The organism is Blastomonas aquatica (genome assembly GCF_014639875.1).
GTDB classification, from domain to species: Bacteria; Pseudomonadota; Alphaproteobacteria; order Sphingomonadales; family Sphingomonadaceae; genus Blastomonas; species Blastomonas aquatica.
This window is the reverse complement of the sequence record NZ_BMGD01000002.1, coordinates 302905-319113: the sequence shown is the minus strand read 5'-3', so window position 1 is coordinate 319113 and position 16209 is coordinate 302905. Positions and strand designations below refer to the sequence as shown.

The following is a 16209-nucleotide window of genomic DNA, read 5'->3' as shown; positions in this document are numbered from 1 at the left end:
GCCGATGAAGATCACCGCAGCCATTCTCGATAGCATCGGCCACACCGGGCCGTTTGCCGACTCCCACCCGCTTCGCCTCGCCGAGATCGACCTCGCTCCGCCGGGGGCGGACGAGATGCTGGTGAAGATCGAGGCGGCGGGGCTGTGCCATAGCGACCTCTCCGTCATCAACGGCGACCGCCCGCGCCCGATGCCGATGGCGCTGGGGCACGAGGCGGTGGCGACGGTGCTCGAACCAGGCGCAATTGCTGCGCAGCATTTTGGCGTAGGCGACCGCGTGGTGCTGAGCTTTCTTCCGCTGTGCGGATATTGCCCAAGCTGCCATTCGGGCGAAGGCTATCTGTGCGGCAACGGCGCGGCGGCGAACGGCGCGGGCACGCTGCTGGGCGGCGATCGGCGCTTGTCCGAGAACGGGTGCGAGGTGCAGCATCATCTGGGCTCCTCGGCGTTCGCGACGCACGCGGTAGTCGACCGGCGCTCGGCGGTGAAGATCGATGGCGACATTCCGGTCGAGATCGCCGCGCTGTTCGGTTGTGCAGTGCTGACCGGCGCGGGCGCGGTTCTCAACGGCGGAGCCATGCGCGCGGGCGAAAGCGTGGTGGTCTACGGCCTGGGCGGCGTCGGCCTCGCCGCGCTGATGGCGGCGATTGCAGGCGGCGCGCATCCGGTGATCGCGATCGATCCCGTCCCCGCCAAGCGTGCGTTGGCTTTGGAATTGGGCGCGGTCGCTGCCGTTCCGCCCGAGGACGGCGAGGACGCGGTGATCGCAGCATTGGGCCGCAAGCCCGATCTGGTGATCGAAACCGTCGGCAAGGCCGCGGTGCTGGCGAAAGCGTATGGCCTGGCGCGGCGCGGCGGGCGGGTCGTCACCGTGGGACTTCCCAACCCGGCGGACATGCTCTCGATCCCCGCGGTCTCCTTGGTCGGCGACGGCAAGACGCTGATGGGCAGCTACATGGGCAACGCCATCCCCTCACGCGACATCCCCCGCTACATCGCCCTCTGGCGCGCCGGACGGATGCCGGTGGAGAAACTGCTGAGCTCGGTGCGCCCGCTGTCAGAGATCAACGCGCTGTTCGATGAACTGGCGAGCGGGACGGCGATCCGGCAGGTGGTGGTGCCTTGAGGGGGTAACCCGGGATTGCAGAAAGCGCGGTATCAAACGACCTGTGCAGATGGGACGAGAGGTAACATACAATGTGCGTCGGGATTTCACTCGCTGGAATAGATTGGGCCGCAACTGGCACAATGATCCAAGGCGTAGGAACGCTCGGAGGAGCGATTGCTGTCTATGCCGCCGCCAAACTCGGACTCGCAGCTTGGAAGCATCAGAAACTCGCTGAGCGCAATAGAGACCAAGCCGAGGTTATCCTGCACGCTGCATACAATGCGAGGCGGGCGCTTACCTACCTGCGATAGCCATGGATGCCAGGTAGCGAGAGCGCTGCCGCCGAAGCAAAATTAAATCTCGATTCGCCATCTTGGAAGCAACACTCTCTTGGTGAAGAACAAAAGAGAATAATCACTGCACAAGCGTATTACATGCGAGCCGACCGATCGCTGAATGAACGGATAAAATTAGAGGAATGCCTGCCAATGGCCCGCGCGCTCTTCGGACCAAATTTAGAAGAGGCTGTCGAAACTCTGCATCATCAGTTTCATATCGTGCTCACATATGCGGATGCTTATATCGACGACCATAACGGGACCGACAGAGATTTCACTTTGAAGATCCGTCGAGCACTATTTGCAAGCAAGACGCGCTCTGCTGATGAAGTTAACGAGGTGTCGGATGCCATCGAGCAATCGGTTAAAGCCATCGAAGAGACGTGTTTGCCATACCTGAGGCTCGAACAACCATAGCCCTCTCCCCTTGCGGGAGAGGGTTGGGAGAGGGGTCTGGAGCGTCAGCTCCAGGATCGCGCCCCCTCTCAACTGCGCCTAGCCAGCGAGCTGGCAAGGCTTCGTATCTCTCCCGCGAGGGGAGAGAGGGAGGTTGGCGCAATCCCTAAGTGGTAGGGGTCTCTCCCACCCCCGGCGCGATCTTCCGCGCGACATCATCCAGCCACCCGATGAACGCATCCACCCGCGCCAACTTGCGCATGTCGCGGTGCACCACCAGCCAGAAGCTGCGGTGGATCGTCACGCTGCCTTCCAGCACCCGCTCCAACCGCGCGTTCTGCTCGCCCATGAAGCACGGCAGGATGCCCACGCCTGCCCCGCTGGCGATCAGGCTTTGCTGGACGTTGATGCTCGAGCTGGTCAGTACCGGTTCGAGCCCGGGGCCGATCTCGTCGAGATAGCGCAGTTCGTCGGCATAGATGAAATCGGGGATATAGCCGATCAGCGGGTGGCGGCGCAGGTCGTCCACGCTCTGGATAGGCCCGGCGGCGGCGAGATAGTCGCGCTCCGCGTAAACGCCGAGCTGATAGTCGACCAGCTTGCGCACCTTCAGTGGCCCCGCGGTGGGCCGCGAGAGCATGATCGCCAGGTCCGCCTCGCGCTTGCTCGGGTTCAAGAACCCGTTGGTGGCGACCAGCTCGATGCGGATCGCAGGGTGGCGGCGGTGGAAATCGGGGAGCTTGCGACTGATGACCCAGGCGGCGAGCCCCTCGGCGACGCTGACCCGGATGGTGCCCGCAAACACCGTCTGCTCGCCGGTCAGCTCGGTGCGCGCATCGACCAGCGCCTGTTCGGCATTCTCGGCATAGATCAGCAGCTTGCGGCCATGTTCGGTCAGCGCGATGCCCTTGCCGCTCGCCTCGAACAATGTCGATTGCAGATCGCCCGACAGCCGCGCCAGCCTGCGCGCGACCGTGGTGGGGTCGATCTCGAGCCGCCGCGCCGCCTCCGCCACCGATCCGGCGCGCGCCAGCATCAGGAAGATGCGCAGGTCATCCCAGTTCATGGTACTGGTCCGTTCATGTCGCATCCGCTCCCGACCATGGCTTTTATGCAGCCTGTTGTGACGTTTTTACGCAATTGCTTGCAGTTATGCCAGAGGCTAAAGCGGCGGCCAACGAACAGAACTGTCACAGGAGAGCGACCATGCGCATCGTCACCCACCGCCTGGCCGGCGGCACCACCGCCCCCGCCAGCCCCCGCCAGTCCGACATCTTCGATCCCAACAGCGGCACGGTTCAGGCCAAGGTCGATCTGGGCGACAAGGCCGTGCTCGATGCTGCGGTCGATGCCGCGCTCGCTGCCCAACCCGCCTGGGCCGCGACGAACCCGCAGCGCCGTTCGCGCGTGATGTTCAACTTCAAGGCGCTGGTCGAAGCCAATATCGACGAACTCGCCGCCTTGCTCTCGAGCGAGCATGGCAAGGTCCACGCCGATTCCAAGGGCGATATCCAGCGCGGTCTGGAAGTCATCGAATTCTGCTGCGGCATCCCGCACGCCTCGAAGGGCGAATACACCCATGGCGCGGGCCCCGGAATCGACGTCTATTCGATGCGGCTGCCGATCGGCATCGGCGCTGGCATCACGCCGTTCAACTTCCCCGCGATGATCCCGATGTGGATGTTCGGCCCCGCCATCGCCACCGGCAACGCCTTCATCCTCAAGCCCTCCGAGCGTGACCCCTCGGTCCCCGTCCGTCTCGCCGAACTGATGAGCGAAGCGGGCCTGCCCGATGGCATCCTGCAGGTCGTCCACGGCGACAAGGAAATGGTCGACGCGATCCTCGATCACCCGGCCATCGCCGGCGTGTCGTTCGTCGGATCGTCCGATGTCGCGCATTATCTGTATCAGCGCGGCGTCGCTGCGGGCAAGCGCGTCCAGGCGATGGGCGGCGCGAAGAACCATGGCATCGTCATGCCCGATGCCGATCTCGACCAGGTGGTCAAGGATCTCGCGGGCGCCGCCTTCGGCTCGGCGGGCGAGCGCTGCATGGCGTTGCCGGTGGTCGTCCCCGTGGGTGACGAGACCGCAGACCGTCTGCGCGCCAAGCTGATCCCTGCGATCGAGAAGCTCCGCCTCGGCGTCTCGTCCGATCCCGATGCCGATTACGGACCCGTCGTCACCGCCGCGCACAAGGCCAAGGTCGAAGGCTGGATCCAGACCTGCATCGATGAAGGCGCAGAATTGGTCGTCGATGGCCGCGGCTTCACGCTGCAGGGGCACGAGAACGGGTTCTTTGTCGGCCCGACGCTGTTCGACCACGTCACCACCGAGATGAGCAGCTACAAGGAAGAGATCTTCGGCCCCGTGCTGCAGATCGTCCGCGCTGCCGATTTCGAGGAAGCCGTCGCCCTGCCCAGCAAGCACCAGTATGGCAATGGCGTTGCGATCTTTACCCGCAACGGCCACGCCGCGCGTGAATTTGCCGCGCGGGTCAATGTCGGCATGGTCGGCATCAACGTGCCGATCCCGGTGCCGGTCGCCTATCACACCTTCGGCGGCTGGAAGCGCAGCGCGTTTGGCGACACCAACCAGCACGGCATGGAAGGCGTCAAGTTCTGGACCAAGGTCAAGACGATCACCTCGCGCTGGCCCGATGGCGCGGTCGATGGCGGCAACGCCTTCGTCATCCCGACGATGGGTTGATTGGGGACTGAACGGGTGAGGCTGGCCTACACCGCTTTTCTGGTCCGCGAGTATGACGAGGCCATCGAATGGTTCGTCACAGCGCTGGACTGGGCGCTGCTCGAAGACACCGACCTGGGCGGCGGCAAACGCTGGGTCAGGGTCGGTGCGCGCGATGGCGGCGAGCTGCTGCTGGCACGCGCCACCTCGCCCGACCAGAACGCCGCCGTGGGCAAAGCGGCGGGCGGGCGTGTCGCGTTCTTCGTGCACACGCGCGATTTCGACCGCGATTACGCGCGGATGCTCGCGGCAGGCGTGACGTTTGCCGAAACCCCGCGGACCGAAGCCTATGGCCGGGTCGTGGTATTCGCCGACCTGTATGGCAACAGGTGGGATTTGATCGAATCGCGTGACAACGCGGTTCCGGACAATGGAGAGATTTGAATGGCGACCATTGGATTTATCGGCCTGGGCAACATGGGCGGCGGCATGGCGGCAAACCTTGCCAAGGCCGGGCACAAGGTCATTGCGTTCGATCTGTCGGGCGAGGCACTGGCCCGCGCGGGTTCGGCGGGATGCCATCCGGTGTCCGATCCGGTGCAGGCAGTCAGCGATGCCGATGTCATCGTCACCATGCTGCCTGCGGGCAAGCATGTCGCATCGGTCTATAACGACAGCGTGTTCGGCGCGGCGCGGCCGGGCACCTTGCTGATCGATTGCTCGACCATCGACGTCGACACCGCGCGGCACGTCGCAGCAGCGGCCAAGGAACGCGGGCTCGAGGCGGTCGATGCGCCGGTTTCGGGCGGAATCGCGGCGGCCAATGGCGGCACGCTCACCTTCATGGTCGGCGGCAGCTCGGGCGGTTTTTCGCGCGCCGCGCCGATCCTCAATGACATGGGCAAGGCGGTGATCCATGCAGGCGACAATGGCGCAGGCCAGGCGGCCAAGATCTGCAACAACATGCTGCTCGGCGCGACGATGGCCGCGACCTGCGAGACCTTTGCGCTGGCCAAGAAGCTGGGGCTCGACCTGCAGACCTTCTATGACATCTCGTCCAAGGCCTCTGGCCAGAGCTGGTCGATGACAAGCTATTGCCCCGTCCCCGGCGTCGGGCCGACAAGCCCGGCGGATAATGGCTATGCCGGAGGCTTTGCCGCCGCGCTGATGCTCAAGGACATGCGGCTCGCGCTCGAGGCGTCCAAGGCCAACGGCGCACAGGTACCAATGGGTGAGCGGGCAGAAGCGATCTACGCGGCGTTCGTGGAAGCCGACGCGCAGGGGCTGGACTTCTCGGCAATCATCACAGCGCTGGAGTGAGCGCCAAACTGCACTCACCCCGCTCAGCCTGAGCCTGTCGAAGGCCCCGCGTCCACGCCCGCTTGCGCTTCACCGTTCTCCGGCGAAAGCCGGAGCCCAGGAGTCAGATTGCACTGCCATCGCTCTGGATTCCGGCGTTCGCCGGAAAACGATGCGTAATCAACGCGGCCTTGGTGCGGGGCCTTCGACGAGCTCAGGCTGAACGGTGTTGTGCATGACGATCGATGCAGAAGGCCGCCCCCTTCTGTTCGCCCCCCTCTCCCCCTATATCCGCAGCCATGGCGCTGCCCGAAATCATCACCGACTGGTTCGCGCAGCGCGGTTGGGCACCACGGCAGCATCAGCTCGAGATGCTCGAACAGGCAGACGCCGGGCGCCATGCGCTGCTCGTCGCATCGACCGGTGCGGGCAAGACGCTCGCGGGGTTTCTGCCCACGCTCGCCGACTTTGCCGATGGCGGCAGTCATGACGGGCTGCACACGCTGTATATCTCGCCGCTGAAGGCACTGGCGCACGACATCCAGCGCAATCTGCTGACCCCGGTGACCGAGATGGGGCTGGGCATCACCATCGAGACTCGCAGCGGCGATACGCCATCGGACCGCAAGGCGCGCCAGCGCGCGCGCCCACCGAACATCCTGCTGACCACGCCCGAATCGCTCAGCCTGCTGCTCTCCTACCCTGAGAGCTTCGAGATGTTCGCGGGGCTCAAGACCGTGATCGTCGACGAGGTGCATGCCTTTGCCACGGGCAAGCGCGGCGACCTGCTCAACCTCTCGCTGGCGCGGTTGCAGGCGATCGCGCCTGCGCTGCGCCGGGTGGCGCTGTCGGCGACGGTGGCCGATGCCGATGCCTATCGCGCCTGGCTCGCGCCTTATGGTGATATCGATACCGTGGCGTTGGTCGAGGGCGAGCCCGGCGCCGAGCCCGATCTGTCGATCCTGATCACCGACGACCGCGTCCCCTGGGCCGGGCACAGCGGCAACTACGCCGTGCCGCAGGTGCTCGAGGAAATCGGTCGCAACCAGACCACATTGGTCTTCTGCAACACACGCTTCCTCGCCGAGTTCATTTTCCAGAAGCTGTGGGAGCTGAACGAGGCGCATCTGCCGATCGGCATTCACCACGGCTCGCTCTCAGTCGAGGCGCGGCGCAAGGTTGAGGGCGCGATGGCGCGGGGCGAGCTGCGCGCGCTGGTCGCCACCGCCAGCCTCGATCTCGGCGTCGACTGGGGCAATGTCGATTGTGTGATCCAGATGGGCGCGCCCAAGGGATCGTCGCGGCTGCTGCAGCGGATCGGCCGCGCCAACCACCGGCTCGACAGCCCCAGCCGCGCGATCCTCGTCCCCGGGAACCGCTTCGAATTTCTGGAGGCGCAGGCCGCGTTCGATGCGGTCACGGAAGGCCAGCGCGATGGCGAGAGCTTCCGCCCCGGCGGGCTCGACGTATTGGCACAGCACATCATGGGCGCAGCCTGCGCTGGGCCGTTCCACGAGGATGCGCTGCTCGACGAAGTGCAATCCGCTTTACCCTATAGCGGTATCGACCGCGCCGCGTTCGAGCGGGTACTCGGCTTTGTCGAGAACGGCGGCTATTCGCTCAGGGCCTATGACAAGTTCAAGCGGCTGGTGCGGCTGGCCGATGGCACCTGGCGGCTGGCACACCCCAAATTTGCTGCGCAATATCGCCTCAACGCCGGGATCATCGTCGATGCTGCGATGCTCGAGGTGCGGTTCAAGAACGGGCGTTCGCTGGGCAAGGTCGAGGAGAATTTCGCCGCGCAGCTCGCTCCAGGCGATACCTTCATATTTGCCGGAATGGGGCTCGAGGTCGAGCGGATCAACGACATGGACCTGCTGGTCAAGGCATCGTCCAAGGCCTCGCAGATCCCCAGCTATGGCGGCGCGCGGATGCCGCTGACCACGCACCTGTCGCAGCGGGTGCGAAACTTCCTCACCGACCGGGCAAGTTGGTCGCGCTTCCCCGATGATGTGCGCGAATGGCTCGAGATGCAGGACTGGCGCTCGGCGATGCCCGAGCCCGATCAGCTGCTGGTCGAGACCTTCCCGCACCATGGCCGGCATTACATGGTCTGCTATCCGTTCGAGGGCTGGAATGCGCACCAGTCGCTCGGCATGCTGCTCACGCGGCGGATGGAGGATCGCGGGCTGCAGCCGATGGGCTTCGTCGCCAATGATTATGCGCTCGCGGTCTGGGGGCTGAAACCGATCCCAGACCCGGGCGCCTTGCTGTCTGCCGACATCCTCGCCGACGAGTTTACCGACTGGGTGCAGAATTCGTATCTGCTCAAGCGTGCCTTCCGCGAGGTCGCGGTGATCAGCGGGCTGGTCGAGCGGCAGCACCCGGGCAAGAAGAAGTCGGGGCGGCAGGTCACCTTTTCGACCGATCTGATCTACGATGTGCTGCGCAAATACGAGCCCGATCATGTGCTGCTCGAGGCCGCGTGGGCCGATGCGCGCGCGCGGATGACCGATGTCGGGCGGCTGGGCGATCTGCTCGACCGCGCAGTCGGCACGATGCTGCATGTCGATCTCGACCGCGTCAGCCCGCTGGCGGTGCCGGTGCTGGTGATGATCGGGCGCGAAAGCGTGGCGCAGGGATCGACCGACGATGCGCTGCTGGTCGAAGCCGAGAGCCTCGCCGCCACCGCGATGCGCGGCGATTGATTGTCAGGAAAGGTGGGCAGTGGTAGTTTGGCAGCGCGACCATAGAGACCGGAACCGGCGGACGCACGAGAGGATCGCAGCAATGGCATATTCGCGCTTATCTGGCCGCCTTCCCGGTCGCCGTATCCTGTATGGCGCACTCGCGCTGACCATGGCCGCGGTAGCGCCCGCCAGCAGCGCGCAGGATAATGCGCCGCCTGCCGACATGGCGACCGCCACCGTTGGGGTCTTGGAGGCCAATGCGGTCAGCAGCGCAGCGGAAATCATCGGGCTGAATCAGGACCTTGCCGACAGGATGACCGTTCCGGTGAGCATCGATGGCCGCGGGCCGTTTTCGTTCCTGATCGACACAGGATCCGAGCGCACGGTTGTCTCGCGCGATATCGCGGGCACCCTTGCGCTCGAATTCGCCGAAATCGCCCATCTGGTTAGCATCGCAGGCAGCATGATGGTCGAGACCGTCTATGTGCCCGAGCTCACGCTTGGCCAGCAGAATTATGGCGAGGTGGTCGCGCCGATCCTAGAAGCGCGGCATATCGGAGCCGACGGCATCCTGGGGCTCGACGGCCTGCAGGACCAGCGCATCCTGTTCGATTTCACCAGCAACGCGATCAGCATCGAGGACGTCACCAAGCGCGCACCCCTTGGCGATTTCGAGATCGTCGTTACCGCCAGGCGCAGGTCGGGCCAGCTGATCTTCACCGATGCGACACTGGGCGGAAACCGCATCAGCGTGGTCATCGACACTGGCGCCCAGTCGAACATCGGCAATCTGGCGCTGCAGCGGCGGCTGGGCAATGGCAACCGGTTGCGAATCGAGCAGACCAGCCTGCAATCGGTGACCGGCCAGTCGGTGGTCGCCGATTCCGGATTGGCGGCGGATTTCCGTATCGGCCGGGCGCAGTTCGACCAGGTGCCGATCGTCTTCACCGATACCGATGCGTTTCGCGTGCTGGGGCTCGACAATACCCCTGCCCTGTTGCTCGGCATGGGAACATTGCGCCAGTTCAGCCGGATGATGATCGATTTCAAGCAACGCCGGGTGTTGTTCGACATGCCGAGCAACGCCAAGCGCAAGCCTGTCGGGGCGCGGATCTAACTGTGCATCAGCACCAGTCGCGACGGCCGTTGCCGTACCAAACTGCCAGCCCTTCATCGACCAGCGCCGTGCCCAGGCTGGTGCCATCACGGGTCAGCCGAAACAGCGCCCGGCCATAGCGATCCTGCGCGCGATCGGCGGGCTCTAGCGCGAACGGCCCGGTGTTGAGCAGTTCGACCATCCGGTGCGTCGCGCGCATGCCGCGTTGCAGTTCCTGCTCGCAGCGGGGCGTCGACACCTCGGGCGTATCGATATCGGAAATGCGGATCTTCTGGCTGCGCAGCCAGATCGTGTCGCCATCCACCACGCAAGTGTAGCGCTTGCCGCCACTGCAGACCGAAAACGATGCTGACACCAGGTTGGCTGCGGGCTGGCTTGTGGGGCTGGCGGACTGGATCGACGTGGGCGCAGCGGGCGATAGGCCAAGCCAGTCGGGCGCATTCCAGCCGACCAACGCGGCAATGGCAAGCGACAGCCCGATGGTGAGGCGGGTGTCGCGTTCTGCCCCGACCGGTTGCCGCGAATGAAGGTGTACAGCCATGGAGCGAGCATCAGCCCGAGAGGTAAATCAAACCTTACCTTCAGTCTTCGGTTCGGCTCATTTGCCGACGAACAGAAACCCCACCCCGGCCATGATGCACGTGAACGCCGCGAGGTGCCGCCAGTTGAGCGCCTCGCCCAGCACCACGACCATGAACACGCCGAACACCGTCAGCGCGAGGGCCTCCTGCACGATCTTGAGCTGGCCCGGGCTCCAGCCATGCGCAAAGCCGATTCGGTTGGCGGGCACCGCGAAACAGTATTCGACCAGAGCGATGGCCCAACTGATAGCGATCACCCAGAAAATCGGGCGGGCTGCGGCCGCCTCCGTCCCGCCCTTCAGGTGCCAGTACCAGGCCGTGGTCATGAAGATGTTCGAGATGGCGAGCAGCAGGACGGTGGGCGCGATCTGAGTGGGCATGGCGGTCCTTCGTATCGGGCTAAAGCGCTCAAAACCCTCTGTCGGCGACAGCGCGAGAGGTAAAGGGAACATAAATCTGTCGTCAACGCATCCTTAACCCTTTCTGCCAAGGTTTGCTAAACCAGAAATGCGCACATCTTGTTGAAGTTGCTCACAAAAGGGGGTCAGCATGTCACCAGACAGTGTGTTCATTTCGTTCCTTTCGATTTCGCTCGCATCGGTGTTTCTTGCACTGCTGATTGGCACGCGGGGCGAGCAGATCCGCAAGGTAGCGATGGCGATATCCGAGGAAAGCGGAGGGTTGACCCGGCGCAAGGCAACCCGCGTCGCAGCCGTGGAGCGCAAGACCGCAATCGCCGATGAAGCGATGAAGGCGCGTGCGCGAGGTGAACGTTTCGTCCCGCCGCAGGATTTCAGGCGCTGAGCGAACCGGCTGGCTCGATATGGCCCGTCAGGCCTGGCTGACCGGCCCCGCCGAGAGATCGATGATGAACCCGATCATGCCGATCGCGGTTCCATCACGGCCAAAACGACAGGTTCCGCGTGACATGACCTCGCGCACTTGCCCGCTGTCGGTGATAATACGCGCACGAAAATCATAATCCTCGCCATTGTCGAGCGAGCGCTTCACCGCATCGGCAACTTTCAGCCGGTCATCGGGATGATAATAGGATATCGCCTCATGCACCCCGGGCTGGCCGCGCCGCCGGTCACGCTGGTGAATGGCGAACACTTCGTCCGACCAGAACAGCGATGTTTCCGACCGTTCGAACTGCCAATTGCCCATGCGACCGATACCCAGCGCCAGATCAAGCGACAGGGTAGCGCGGTTACGGTCCTGCAGCAGCGCCAGATTTTCGCGCTGTATGGCGCGCAGCCGACGCAGCATCTCCAATGCTGCAAGCGTTGCAACAAGCGCGCATATCCATGGCAGATGCTGGATCAAGGCAGGCAACATGGTCCGCGCCTTGGCCTATGCCGTGTCAACGGCCGCTTTATGCGCCCGCGCGTTTTCGACATAATGCGCAACGCCCATCCGCATTCCGGCGATCGCAGGCTGGGGCAGGTCGCGCATGAACTGGGCTGGACGTCCGCCCCAGAGCTGACCGCCGGGGATTGCCTTGCCAGGCGTCAGCATCGCACCGGCTGCCAGCATCGCATCGCTGCCGATCCGGCAACCGTCCATCACGATCGAGCCCAGCCCGACGAACGCGCGGTCCTCAAGCACGCAGCCGTGCACCATCGCCAGATGACCGATCAGCACATCCTCGCCGATCAGCGTGGGATACCCATCTTCCAGGCCCGGGCGCGGGCTGTCGCAATGGATGATGCTGCCATCCTGCACATTGGTGCGCGCGCCGATGACGATGCGGTTGACGTCGGCGCGGATCACGCAGTTGTACCAGATGCTCGCATCGGGGCCGATCTCGACATCGCCGATGATACGGCATCCCGGCGCGATGAACGCGCTGTCGTGGATTCGCGGGGTCTTGCCGTGCAGGCTGATGATCGAAATGTCGTGCATTCGCCTCATCCCCTGGCCAGCAGCTTGGCGGCGTGGAGCGCGTGATACGTCAGGATACCGCTGCACCCCGCGCGGCGGAAGGCGAGCAAGCTTTCGAGCACCACCGCATCGCGGTCGCCTGCGCCTGCCGCCGCCATAGCCTCGATCATCGCATATTCACCCGAGACCATATACGCATAGACAGGCAGCCCGAAGGTCTGCTTCACCCTCGCTGCGATATCCAGATACGGCATCCCGGGCTTGACCATCACGCTGTCGGCACCCTCGGCGATATCCATCGCGACCTCGCGCAACGCCTCGTCGCCATTGGCGGGGTCCATCTGATAGCTCTTCTTGTCGCCCTTGAGCAGCCCCGACGAGCCCACCGCATCGCGGAACGGGCCGTAGAACGCGCTGGCGTATTTGGCGGCGTAGCTCATGATCTGGACGTTGTGATAGCCATGCGCTTCGAGCGCCGCGCGGATCGCGCCGATGCGCCCGTCCATCATGTCCGAAGGCGCGATGATGTCCGCACCCGCTGCCGCCTGGTTGAGCGCCTGGCCGACCAGCACCTCGACCGTCGCGTCGTTGAGCACATAGCCCTCGTCATCGACCAGCCCGTCCTGGCCGTGCGCGGTATAGGGGTCGAGCGCGACATCGGTGAGCACGCCAATCTGGTCGCCAAGCTCGGCCTTGATCGCGCGGATCGCGCGGCACATCAGGTTGTCGGGATTGAGCGCCTCGGCGCCGTCCTGGCTGCGGCGTTCGGCCTGGGTGTTGGGGAACAGGGCGATGCACGCGATGCCGAGGTCGGCAGCTTCGCTGGCGCGCGCGACGATGCCATCGACCGACCAGCGCGACACGCCGGGAAGCGAGCCGATCGGATCCTCGACACCCTCGCCTTCGGTCACGAACAGCGGCCAGATCAGGTTGGCCGGCGACAGGCTGGTCTCGCGGACCATGTCGCGGCTCCAGCGGGTCGCACGGGTGCGGCGCAGGCGGGTGGCGGGATAGGCGGTCGGGGGTGAATTGTGCGTCATAGACAAAGCTTTAGCGGGTGGTGAAGCCAAGGGGAAGGTGTGATGCTGGAAAGTCCGTCCCTCTATTCCCCACTCGTTCTCTAGCGAAAGCCAGAGCCCAGGAGCGAGGTTGCGCTGCAGTCGCTCTGGATTCCGGCGTGCGCCGGAAAACAGATAATGACCTCACCCCACCGGCAGCGTCAGTACCGCGCGCAGGCCTTCGATCGCCCCGCCGGCCCCGCGCCGGTTCTGTACCGTCAGCGAGCCGCCATGCTGGTGCGCCACTGCGCGGGCGAGCGTGAGACCCAGCCCGGTGCCGCCGGTGGCCATGTTGCGCGAAGCCTCGAGCCGGGTGAACGGTTCGAACATCCGTTCGATCTGATCTTCGGCAATGCCCGGACCGTCATCATCGATGGTGATCGCGACACTCTTCGCCTGCCGCGCGACGCTGATCCGTGCCCGCTCGCCATAGCGCACCGCATTGCCGATGACGTTGCGCAGCGCACGGCGGATCCAGGTGAGCTGCAACGGCGCGACGATCCGCTCGCAATCGGCCAGCTCGACATCCTGCTCCAGATCGCGGTACTCGTCGGCGATCATCTCGACCAGCGCACCCAGATTGACCGGCTCGGGGGCTTCGCCGGTCCGCCCGATCCGCGCCAGCGACAGGATGTCGTCGAGCGTGCGGGTGATGTCGTCGATGCTCGCGACCATGCGCTCCCGCTGACGATCGTCGGGCACCGATTCGACGCGGACCCTGAGCGCCGCCAAGGGCGTCTTGAGATCATGCCCGATCGCGCCGAGCATCACGTCCTTTTCGTTGAGCATTGCCGATATCCGCGCGGTCATCGCATTGAACGATCGAGTGAGATCGGCAAGGTCACTTGGCCCCGACGGTTCGATCGGCTGCGCCTGCTGGGTTTGCTCGAACTGCGCCACGCCGTCGCGCAGCGTCCCCATCGACCGCGCAATCCGCCGGGTGAGCCACACCAGAGGCACCAGCATCACCAGATACAGCACCACGGTCTGCAGGATGATCGTCGCGCCGATGCGGTTCGATGCCTCGGGAACGGGTACGCGGACGCTGAGCCACTGGCTATCGGGCCGCTCGATCGCAATCAGTGCAAGCTGGCTGACGCGTTCATTGTTTTGGCCACCGATCTCGGCGGCCAGCCGGGCCATTCGTCGGGGACGCGGCGGCGCGGGCATCGCAGCGGCATCGATTTGGGCGTAGGCCACGCCATAGGTCGGCAGGATCGCGTTCAACCGCTGCTCAAGCTCGGGCATCGGCCGCATGTCCGGTGCAACGGGGCTGGCAGCATCGAGCTCGGTCCGGCGCATCCTCAGGCCGGGTGCACGGCCCATCCTGCCGAAATTGCGCTCGCGCAGCGGGCGACCCTGCTCGATCCGGTCGGTCGCAGCGATCAGCCGCACCGCAGCTTCCGCCGCGACCCGGTCCATCGCCTGGCCACGCTGGGCACGCACCAGCAGCGCGCCGTTGAGCAGCTGACCGGCAAGCAAGGCCAATGCGATCGTCAGCAGCAGGCGGCCTGCAAGGCTGGACGGCCACAGCCTTTTGAGCGCTGTCATGAGGCCTCCGGCACCGACAGACGGCGGACTTTGGCGGCAAGCGTATAGCCCCCGCCCCACACGGTCTTGATCAGCCTCGGGGTGCGGTTGTCGGTTTCGACCTTCTTGCGCAGCCGGCTGATCTGGTTGTCGATCGCGCGATCGAACAGATGCGCCTCGCGGCCATGCGCCAGATCGAGCAGCTGGTCGCGGTTGAGCACATGCCCGGCATGCTCACAGAACACCTGCAGCAGCTTGAACTCGGCGGTGGAAATGGGGACGAGCGCGCCATCGGGATCGATCAGGCGGCGCTTGACGGTGTCGAGCGTCCAGCCCTCGAACTCGAAGCCCTGAACTTCCTCCTCGAGCGCTTGCGGCGAGCGTCCGACCCGCCGCAGAACAGTCTTGATCCGCGCCACAAGTTCGCGCGGGTCGAAGGGTTTGACGACATAATCGTCTGCGCCGATTTCCAGCCCGATGATCCGGTCCATCGCCTCGCCCTTGGCGGTGAGCAGGATGACCGGAATCTCGGATTGCGCCGCGACATGGCGGCACAGGCTCAGACCATCCTCGCCCGGCATCATGATATCGAGCAGCAGGATTGAAAAGCGCTGGTCACGCATCAAGGTGCGCGCCTTGGCCGCATCGCCCGCCTCGGTCACGTCAAAGCCCTGCCCGACGAGATATTCGGCCAGCGGTTCGCGCAAGGACGGTTCGTCATCGACGAGCAAGATGTGGGGCGGTTCGTTCATATCAGTTCAGCGTGTGCCGGTTGTAGTAATCAAAGGCAACCAGCCCCAGTGCAGCGGGGAACCTGCACCGGGGCCGGAAGAATGTCGAAAGTCGGCGATCAGCCAGCGGGATTGGCGCGCTTTTCCTGCCAGCGCTGCTTCATCGCTTCGCGCGCAGCGTTACGCTCGGCCTTGGTCACCTGGCCGTCATTGTTGGTGTCCTGGCGCTTGAAACGCTCGACTGCGGCTGCTTCGAACTCGGCCAGCGAGATGGCGCCGTCGTTGTTGGTGTCCATCCGCATCATGCCGCGCTGCATGGCTTCGCCGCCACCAGCACGCTTGCCACGCCATTTGCCACCCTGGCGAGCACCGGGCTCACCCTTGCCGGCTTCGGCGCGCTTGGCCATGCGTTCGCCGCGCTTGGCCTCACGGGCTTCGCGGGCTGCGGTCATTTCGGCCTGGCTGATCTGGCCATTGCCATCGGTGTCGAGCTTCCTGAAGCGCTCGGCCTGGCGAGCTTCGCGGTCGGCCTTGTCGATCTTGCCGTCGTTGTTGACGTCCATCTTGGCAAAGCGTTCACGGGCATGGGCACGGACTTCAGCTTCGGTGATCACGCCGTCCTGGTTGGCATCGGGACCGCGCATCTTGCCGCCAGCGGGCTGGGCAATGGCGATGCTGCCGGTGAGCATCGCGGCGAGAGCGGCACCTGCTATAAGGGTCTTCTTCATGGGGATTTCCTTTGTGTTTCCTTGGAGGAGGAGATCGCCCCGACCCCTCCTGCACAGGGGGATG

At 64.7% G+C, this 16209-nt stretch carries 17 protein-coding genes; 8 read left to right on the top strand and 9 right to left on the bottom strand.

The features are described from left to right. Nucleotides 1-4 precede the first annotated feature (4 nt). Nucleotides 5-1126 (top strand): zinc-binding dehydrogenase, encoded by a 1122-nt coding sequence (locus tag IEW00_RS05515; RefSeq protein ID WP_188513385.1) that lies wholly within the window; start codon nt 5-7, stop codon nt 1124-1126. 299 nt (nt 1127-1425) lie between these two features. Then, on the top strand, nt 1426-1863 hold the full coding sequence (locus tag IEW00_RS05510) for a hypothetical protein (protein WP_188513384.1): 438 nt from the start codon (nt 1426-1428) through the stop codon (nt 1861-1863). A 145-nt stretch (nt 1864-2008) separates the two neighbouring features. Here the strand turns inward: IEW00_RS05510 and IEW00_RS05505 are convergent, their stop codons facing one another. Then, nucleotides 2009-2908, bottom strand: coding sequence for a LysR family transcriptional regulator (locus IEW00_RS05505; protein WP_188513383.1), 900 nt, complete (start codon nt 2906-2908; stop codon nt 2009-2011). A 140-nt stretch (nt 2909-3048) separates the two neighbouring features. On the opposite strand from IEW00_RS05505, the gene IEW00_RS05500 reads away from it, so the two are divergent. From IEW00_RS05500 to IEW00_RS05480, 5 genes are all read left to right on the top strand, one after another. After that, nucleotides 3049-4548 carry a CoA-acylating methylmalonate-semialdehyde dehydrogenase gene (locus IEW00_RS05500; protein ID WP_188513382.1) on the top strand — a complete coding sequence of 500 codons (1500 nt, stop codon included), beginning with the start codon at nt 3049-3051 and terminating at the stop codon, nt 4546-4548. A 15-nt stretch (nt 4549-4563) separates the two neighbouring features. Further along, nucleotides 4564-4971 carry a VOC family protein gene (locus IEW00_RS05495; RefSeq protein ID WP_229736831.1) on the top strand — a complete coding sequence of 136 codons (408 nt, stop codon included), beginning with the start codon at nt 4564-4566 and terminating at the stop codon, nt 4969-4971. Next, nucleotides 4972-5847: a 3-hydroxyisobutyrate dehydrogenase gene (gene mmsB, locus IEW00_RS05490; RefSeq protein WP_188513380.1), complete on the top strand. Its 876-nt coding sequence runs from the start codon at nt 4972-4974 to the stop codon at nt 5845-5847. 278 nt (nt 5848-6125) lie between these two features. Continuing rightward, nucleotides 6126-8534 (top strand): ligase-associated DNA damage response DEXH box helicase, encoded by a 2409-nt coding sequence (locus IEW00_RS05485; protein ID WP_188513379.1) that lies wholly within the window; start codon nt 6126-6128, stop codon nt 8532-8534. 82 nt (nt 8535-8616) lie between these two features. Further along, nucleotides 8617-9633: an aspartyl protease family protein gene (locus IEW00_RS05480; protein ID WP_188513378.1), complete on the top strand. Its 1017-nt coding sequence runs from the start codon at nt 8617-8619 to the stop codon at nt 9631-9633. 7 nt (nt 9634-9640) lie between these two features. Here the strand turns inward: IEW00_RS05480 and IEW00_RS05475 are convergent, their stop codons facing one another. Next, the gene (locus IEW00_RS05475; RefSeq protein WP_188513377.1) at nt 9641-10174 is read right to left on the bottom strand and encodes a thermonuclease family protein; all 534 of its coding nucleotides are present in this window, start codon (nt 10172-10174) and stop codon (nt 9641-9643) included. 57 nt (nt 10175-10231) lie between these two features. Then, nucleotides 10232-10594: a DMT family protein gene (locus IEW00_RS05470; RefSeq protein WP_188513376.1), complete on the bottom strand. Its 363-nt coding sequence runs from the start codon at nt 10592-10594 to the stop codon at nt 10232-10234. 169 nt (nt 10595-10763) lie between these two features. On the opposite strand from IEW00_RS05470, the gene IEW00_RS05465 reads away from it, so the two are divergent. Next, nucleotides 10764-11018 carry a hypothetical protein gene (locus IEW00_RS05465; RefSeq protein WP_188513375.1) on the top strand — a complete coding sequence of 85 codons (255 nt, stop codon included), beginning with the start codon at nt 10764-10766 and terminating at the stop codon, nt 11016-11018. Between the two features lie 27 nt (nt 11019-11045). On the opposite strand, the gene IEW00_RS05460 is transcribed toward IEW00_RS05465, so the two are convergent. The 6 genes from IEW00_RS05460 to IEW00_RS05435 form a co-directional block, all read right to left on the bottom strand. After that, on the bottom strand, nt 11046-11552 hold the full coding sequence (locus IEW00_RS05460; protein WP_188513374.1) for a PAS domain-containing protein: 507 nt from the start codon (nt 11550-11552) through the stop codon (nt 11046-11048). A 15-nt stretch (nt 11553-11567) separates the two neighbouring features. Beyond that, complete coding sequence (locus IEW00_RS05455; RefSeq protein WP_188513373.1) at nt 11568-12119, bottom strand: gamma carbonic anhydrase family protein; 552 nt, start codon at nt 12117-12119, stop codon at nt 11568-11570. A gap of 5 nt (nt 12120-12124) precedes the next feature. After that, on the bottom strand, nt 12125-13138 hold the full coding sequence (gene hemB, locus IEW00_RS05450) for a porphobilinogen synthase (RefSeq protein ID WP_188513372.1): 1014 nt from the start codon (nt 13136-13138) through the stop codon (nt 12125-12127). 162 nt (nt 13139-13300) lie between these two features. Continuing rightward, the gene (locus tag IEW00_RS05445; protein WP_188513371.1) at nt 13301-14707 is read right to left on the bottom strand and encodes a sensor histidine kinase; all 1407 of its coding nucleotides are present in this window, start codon (nt 14705-14707) and stop codon (nt 13301-13303) included. Beyond that, complete coding sequence (locus tag IEW00_RS05440; RefSeq protein WP_188513370.1) at nt 14704-15438, bottom strand: response regulator; 735 nt, start codon at nt 15436-15438, stop codon at nt 14704-14706. Before IEW00_RS05440 ends, IEW00_RS05445 begins: the two co-directional genes overlap by 4 nt. A 98-nt stretch (nt 15439-15536) precedes the next feature. Further along, nucleotides 15537-16145: an EF-hand domain-containing protein gene (locus IEW00_RS05435; RefSeq protein ID WP_188513369.1), complete on the bottom strand. Its 609-nt coding sequence runs from the start codon at nt 16143-16145 to the stop codon at nt 15537-15539. Nucleotides 16146-16209: the final 64 nt, after the last annotated feature.

Coding starts and splice junctions, on each gene's coding strand:
- IEW00_RS05460 (WP_188513374.1), bottom strand. CDS start 11,552: ATGTTGCCTGCCTTGATCCAGCATCTGCCATGGATATGCGCGCTTGTT.
- IEW00_RS05485 (WP_188513379.1), top strand. CDS start 6,126: ATGGCGCTGCCCGAAATCATCACCGACTGGTTCGCGCAGCGCGGTTGG.
- IEW00_RS05500 (WP_188513382.1), top strand. CDS start 3,049: ATGCGCATCGTCACCCACCGCCTGGCCGGCGGCACCACCGCCCCCGCC.
- IEW00_RS05440 (WP_188513370.1), bottom strand. CDS start 15,438: ATGAACGAACCGCCCCACATCTTGCTCGTCGATGACGAACCGTCCTTG.
- IEW00_RS05475 (WP_188513377.1), bottom strand. CDS start 10,174: ATGGCTGTACACCTTCATTCGCGGCAACCGGTCGGGGCAGAACGCGAC.
- hemB (WP_188513372.1), bottom strand. CDS start 13,138: ATGACGCACAATTCACCCCCGACCGCCTATCCCGCCACCCGCCTGCGC.
- IEW00_RS05470 (WP_188513376.1), bottom strand. CDS start 10,594: ATGCCCACTCAGATCGCGCCCACCGTCCTGCTGCTCGCCATCTCGAAC.
- IEW00_RS05510 (WP_188513384.1), top strand. CDS start 1,426: ATGCCAGGTAGCGAGAGCGCTGCCGCCGAAGCAAAATTAAATCTCGAT.
- IEW00_RS05505 (WP_188513383.1), bottom strand. CDS start 2,908: ATGAACTGGGATGACCTGCGCATCTTCCTGATGCTGGCGCGCGCCGGA.
- IEW00_RS05480 (WP_188513378.1), top strand. CDS start 8,617: ATGGCATATTCGCGCTTATCTGGCCGCCTTCCCGGTCGCCGTATCCTG.
- IEW00_RS05465 (WP_188513375.1), top strand. CDS start 10,764: ATGTCACCAGACAGTGTGTTCATTTCGTTCCTTTCGATTTCGCTCGCA.
- mmsB (WP_188513380.1), top strand. CDS start 4,972: ATGGCGACCATTGGATTTATCGGCCTGGGCAACATGGGCGGCGGCATG.
- IEW00_RS05515 (WP_188513385.1), top strand. CDS start 5: ATGAAGATCACCGCAGCCATTCTCGATAGCATCGGCCACACCGGGCCG.
- IEW00_RS05445 (WP_188513371.1), bottom strand. CDS start 14,707: ATGACAGCGCTCAAAAGGCTGTGGCCGTCCAGCCTTGCAGGCCGCCTG.
- IEW00_RS05435 (WP_188513369.1), bottom strand. CDS start 16,145: ATGAAGAAGACCCTTATAGCAGGTGCCGCTCTCGCCGCGATGCTCACC.
- IEW00_RS05455 (WP_188513373.1), bottom strand. CDS start 12,119: ATGCACGACATTTCGATCATCAGCCTGCACGGCAAGACCCCGCGAATC.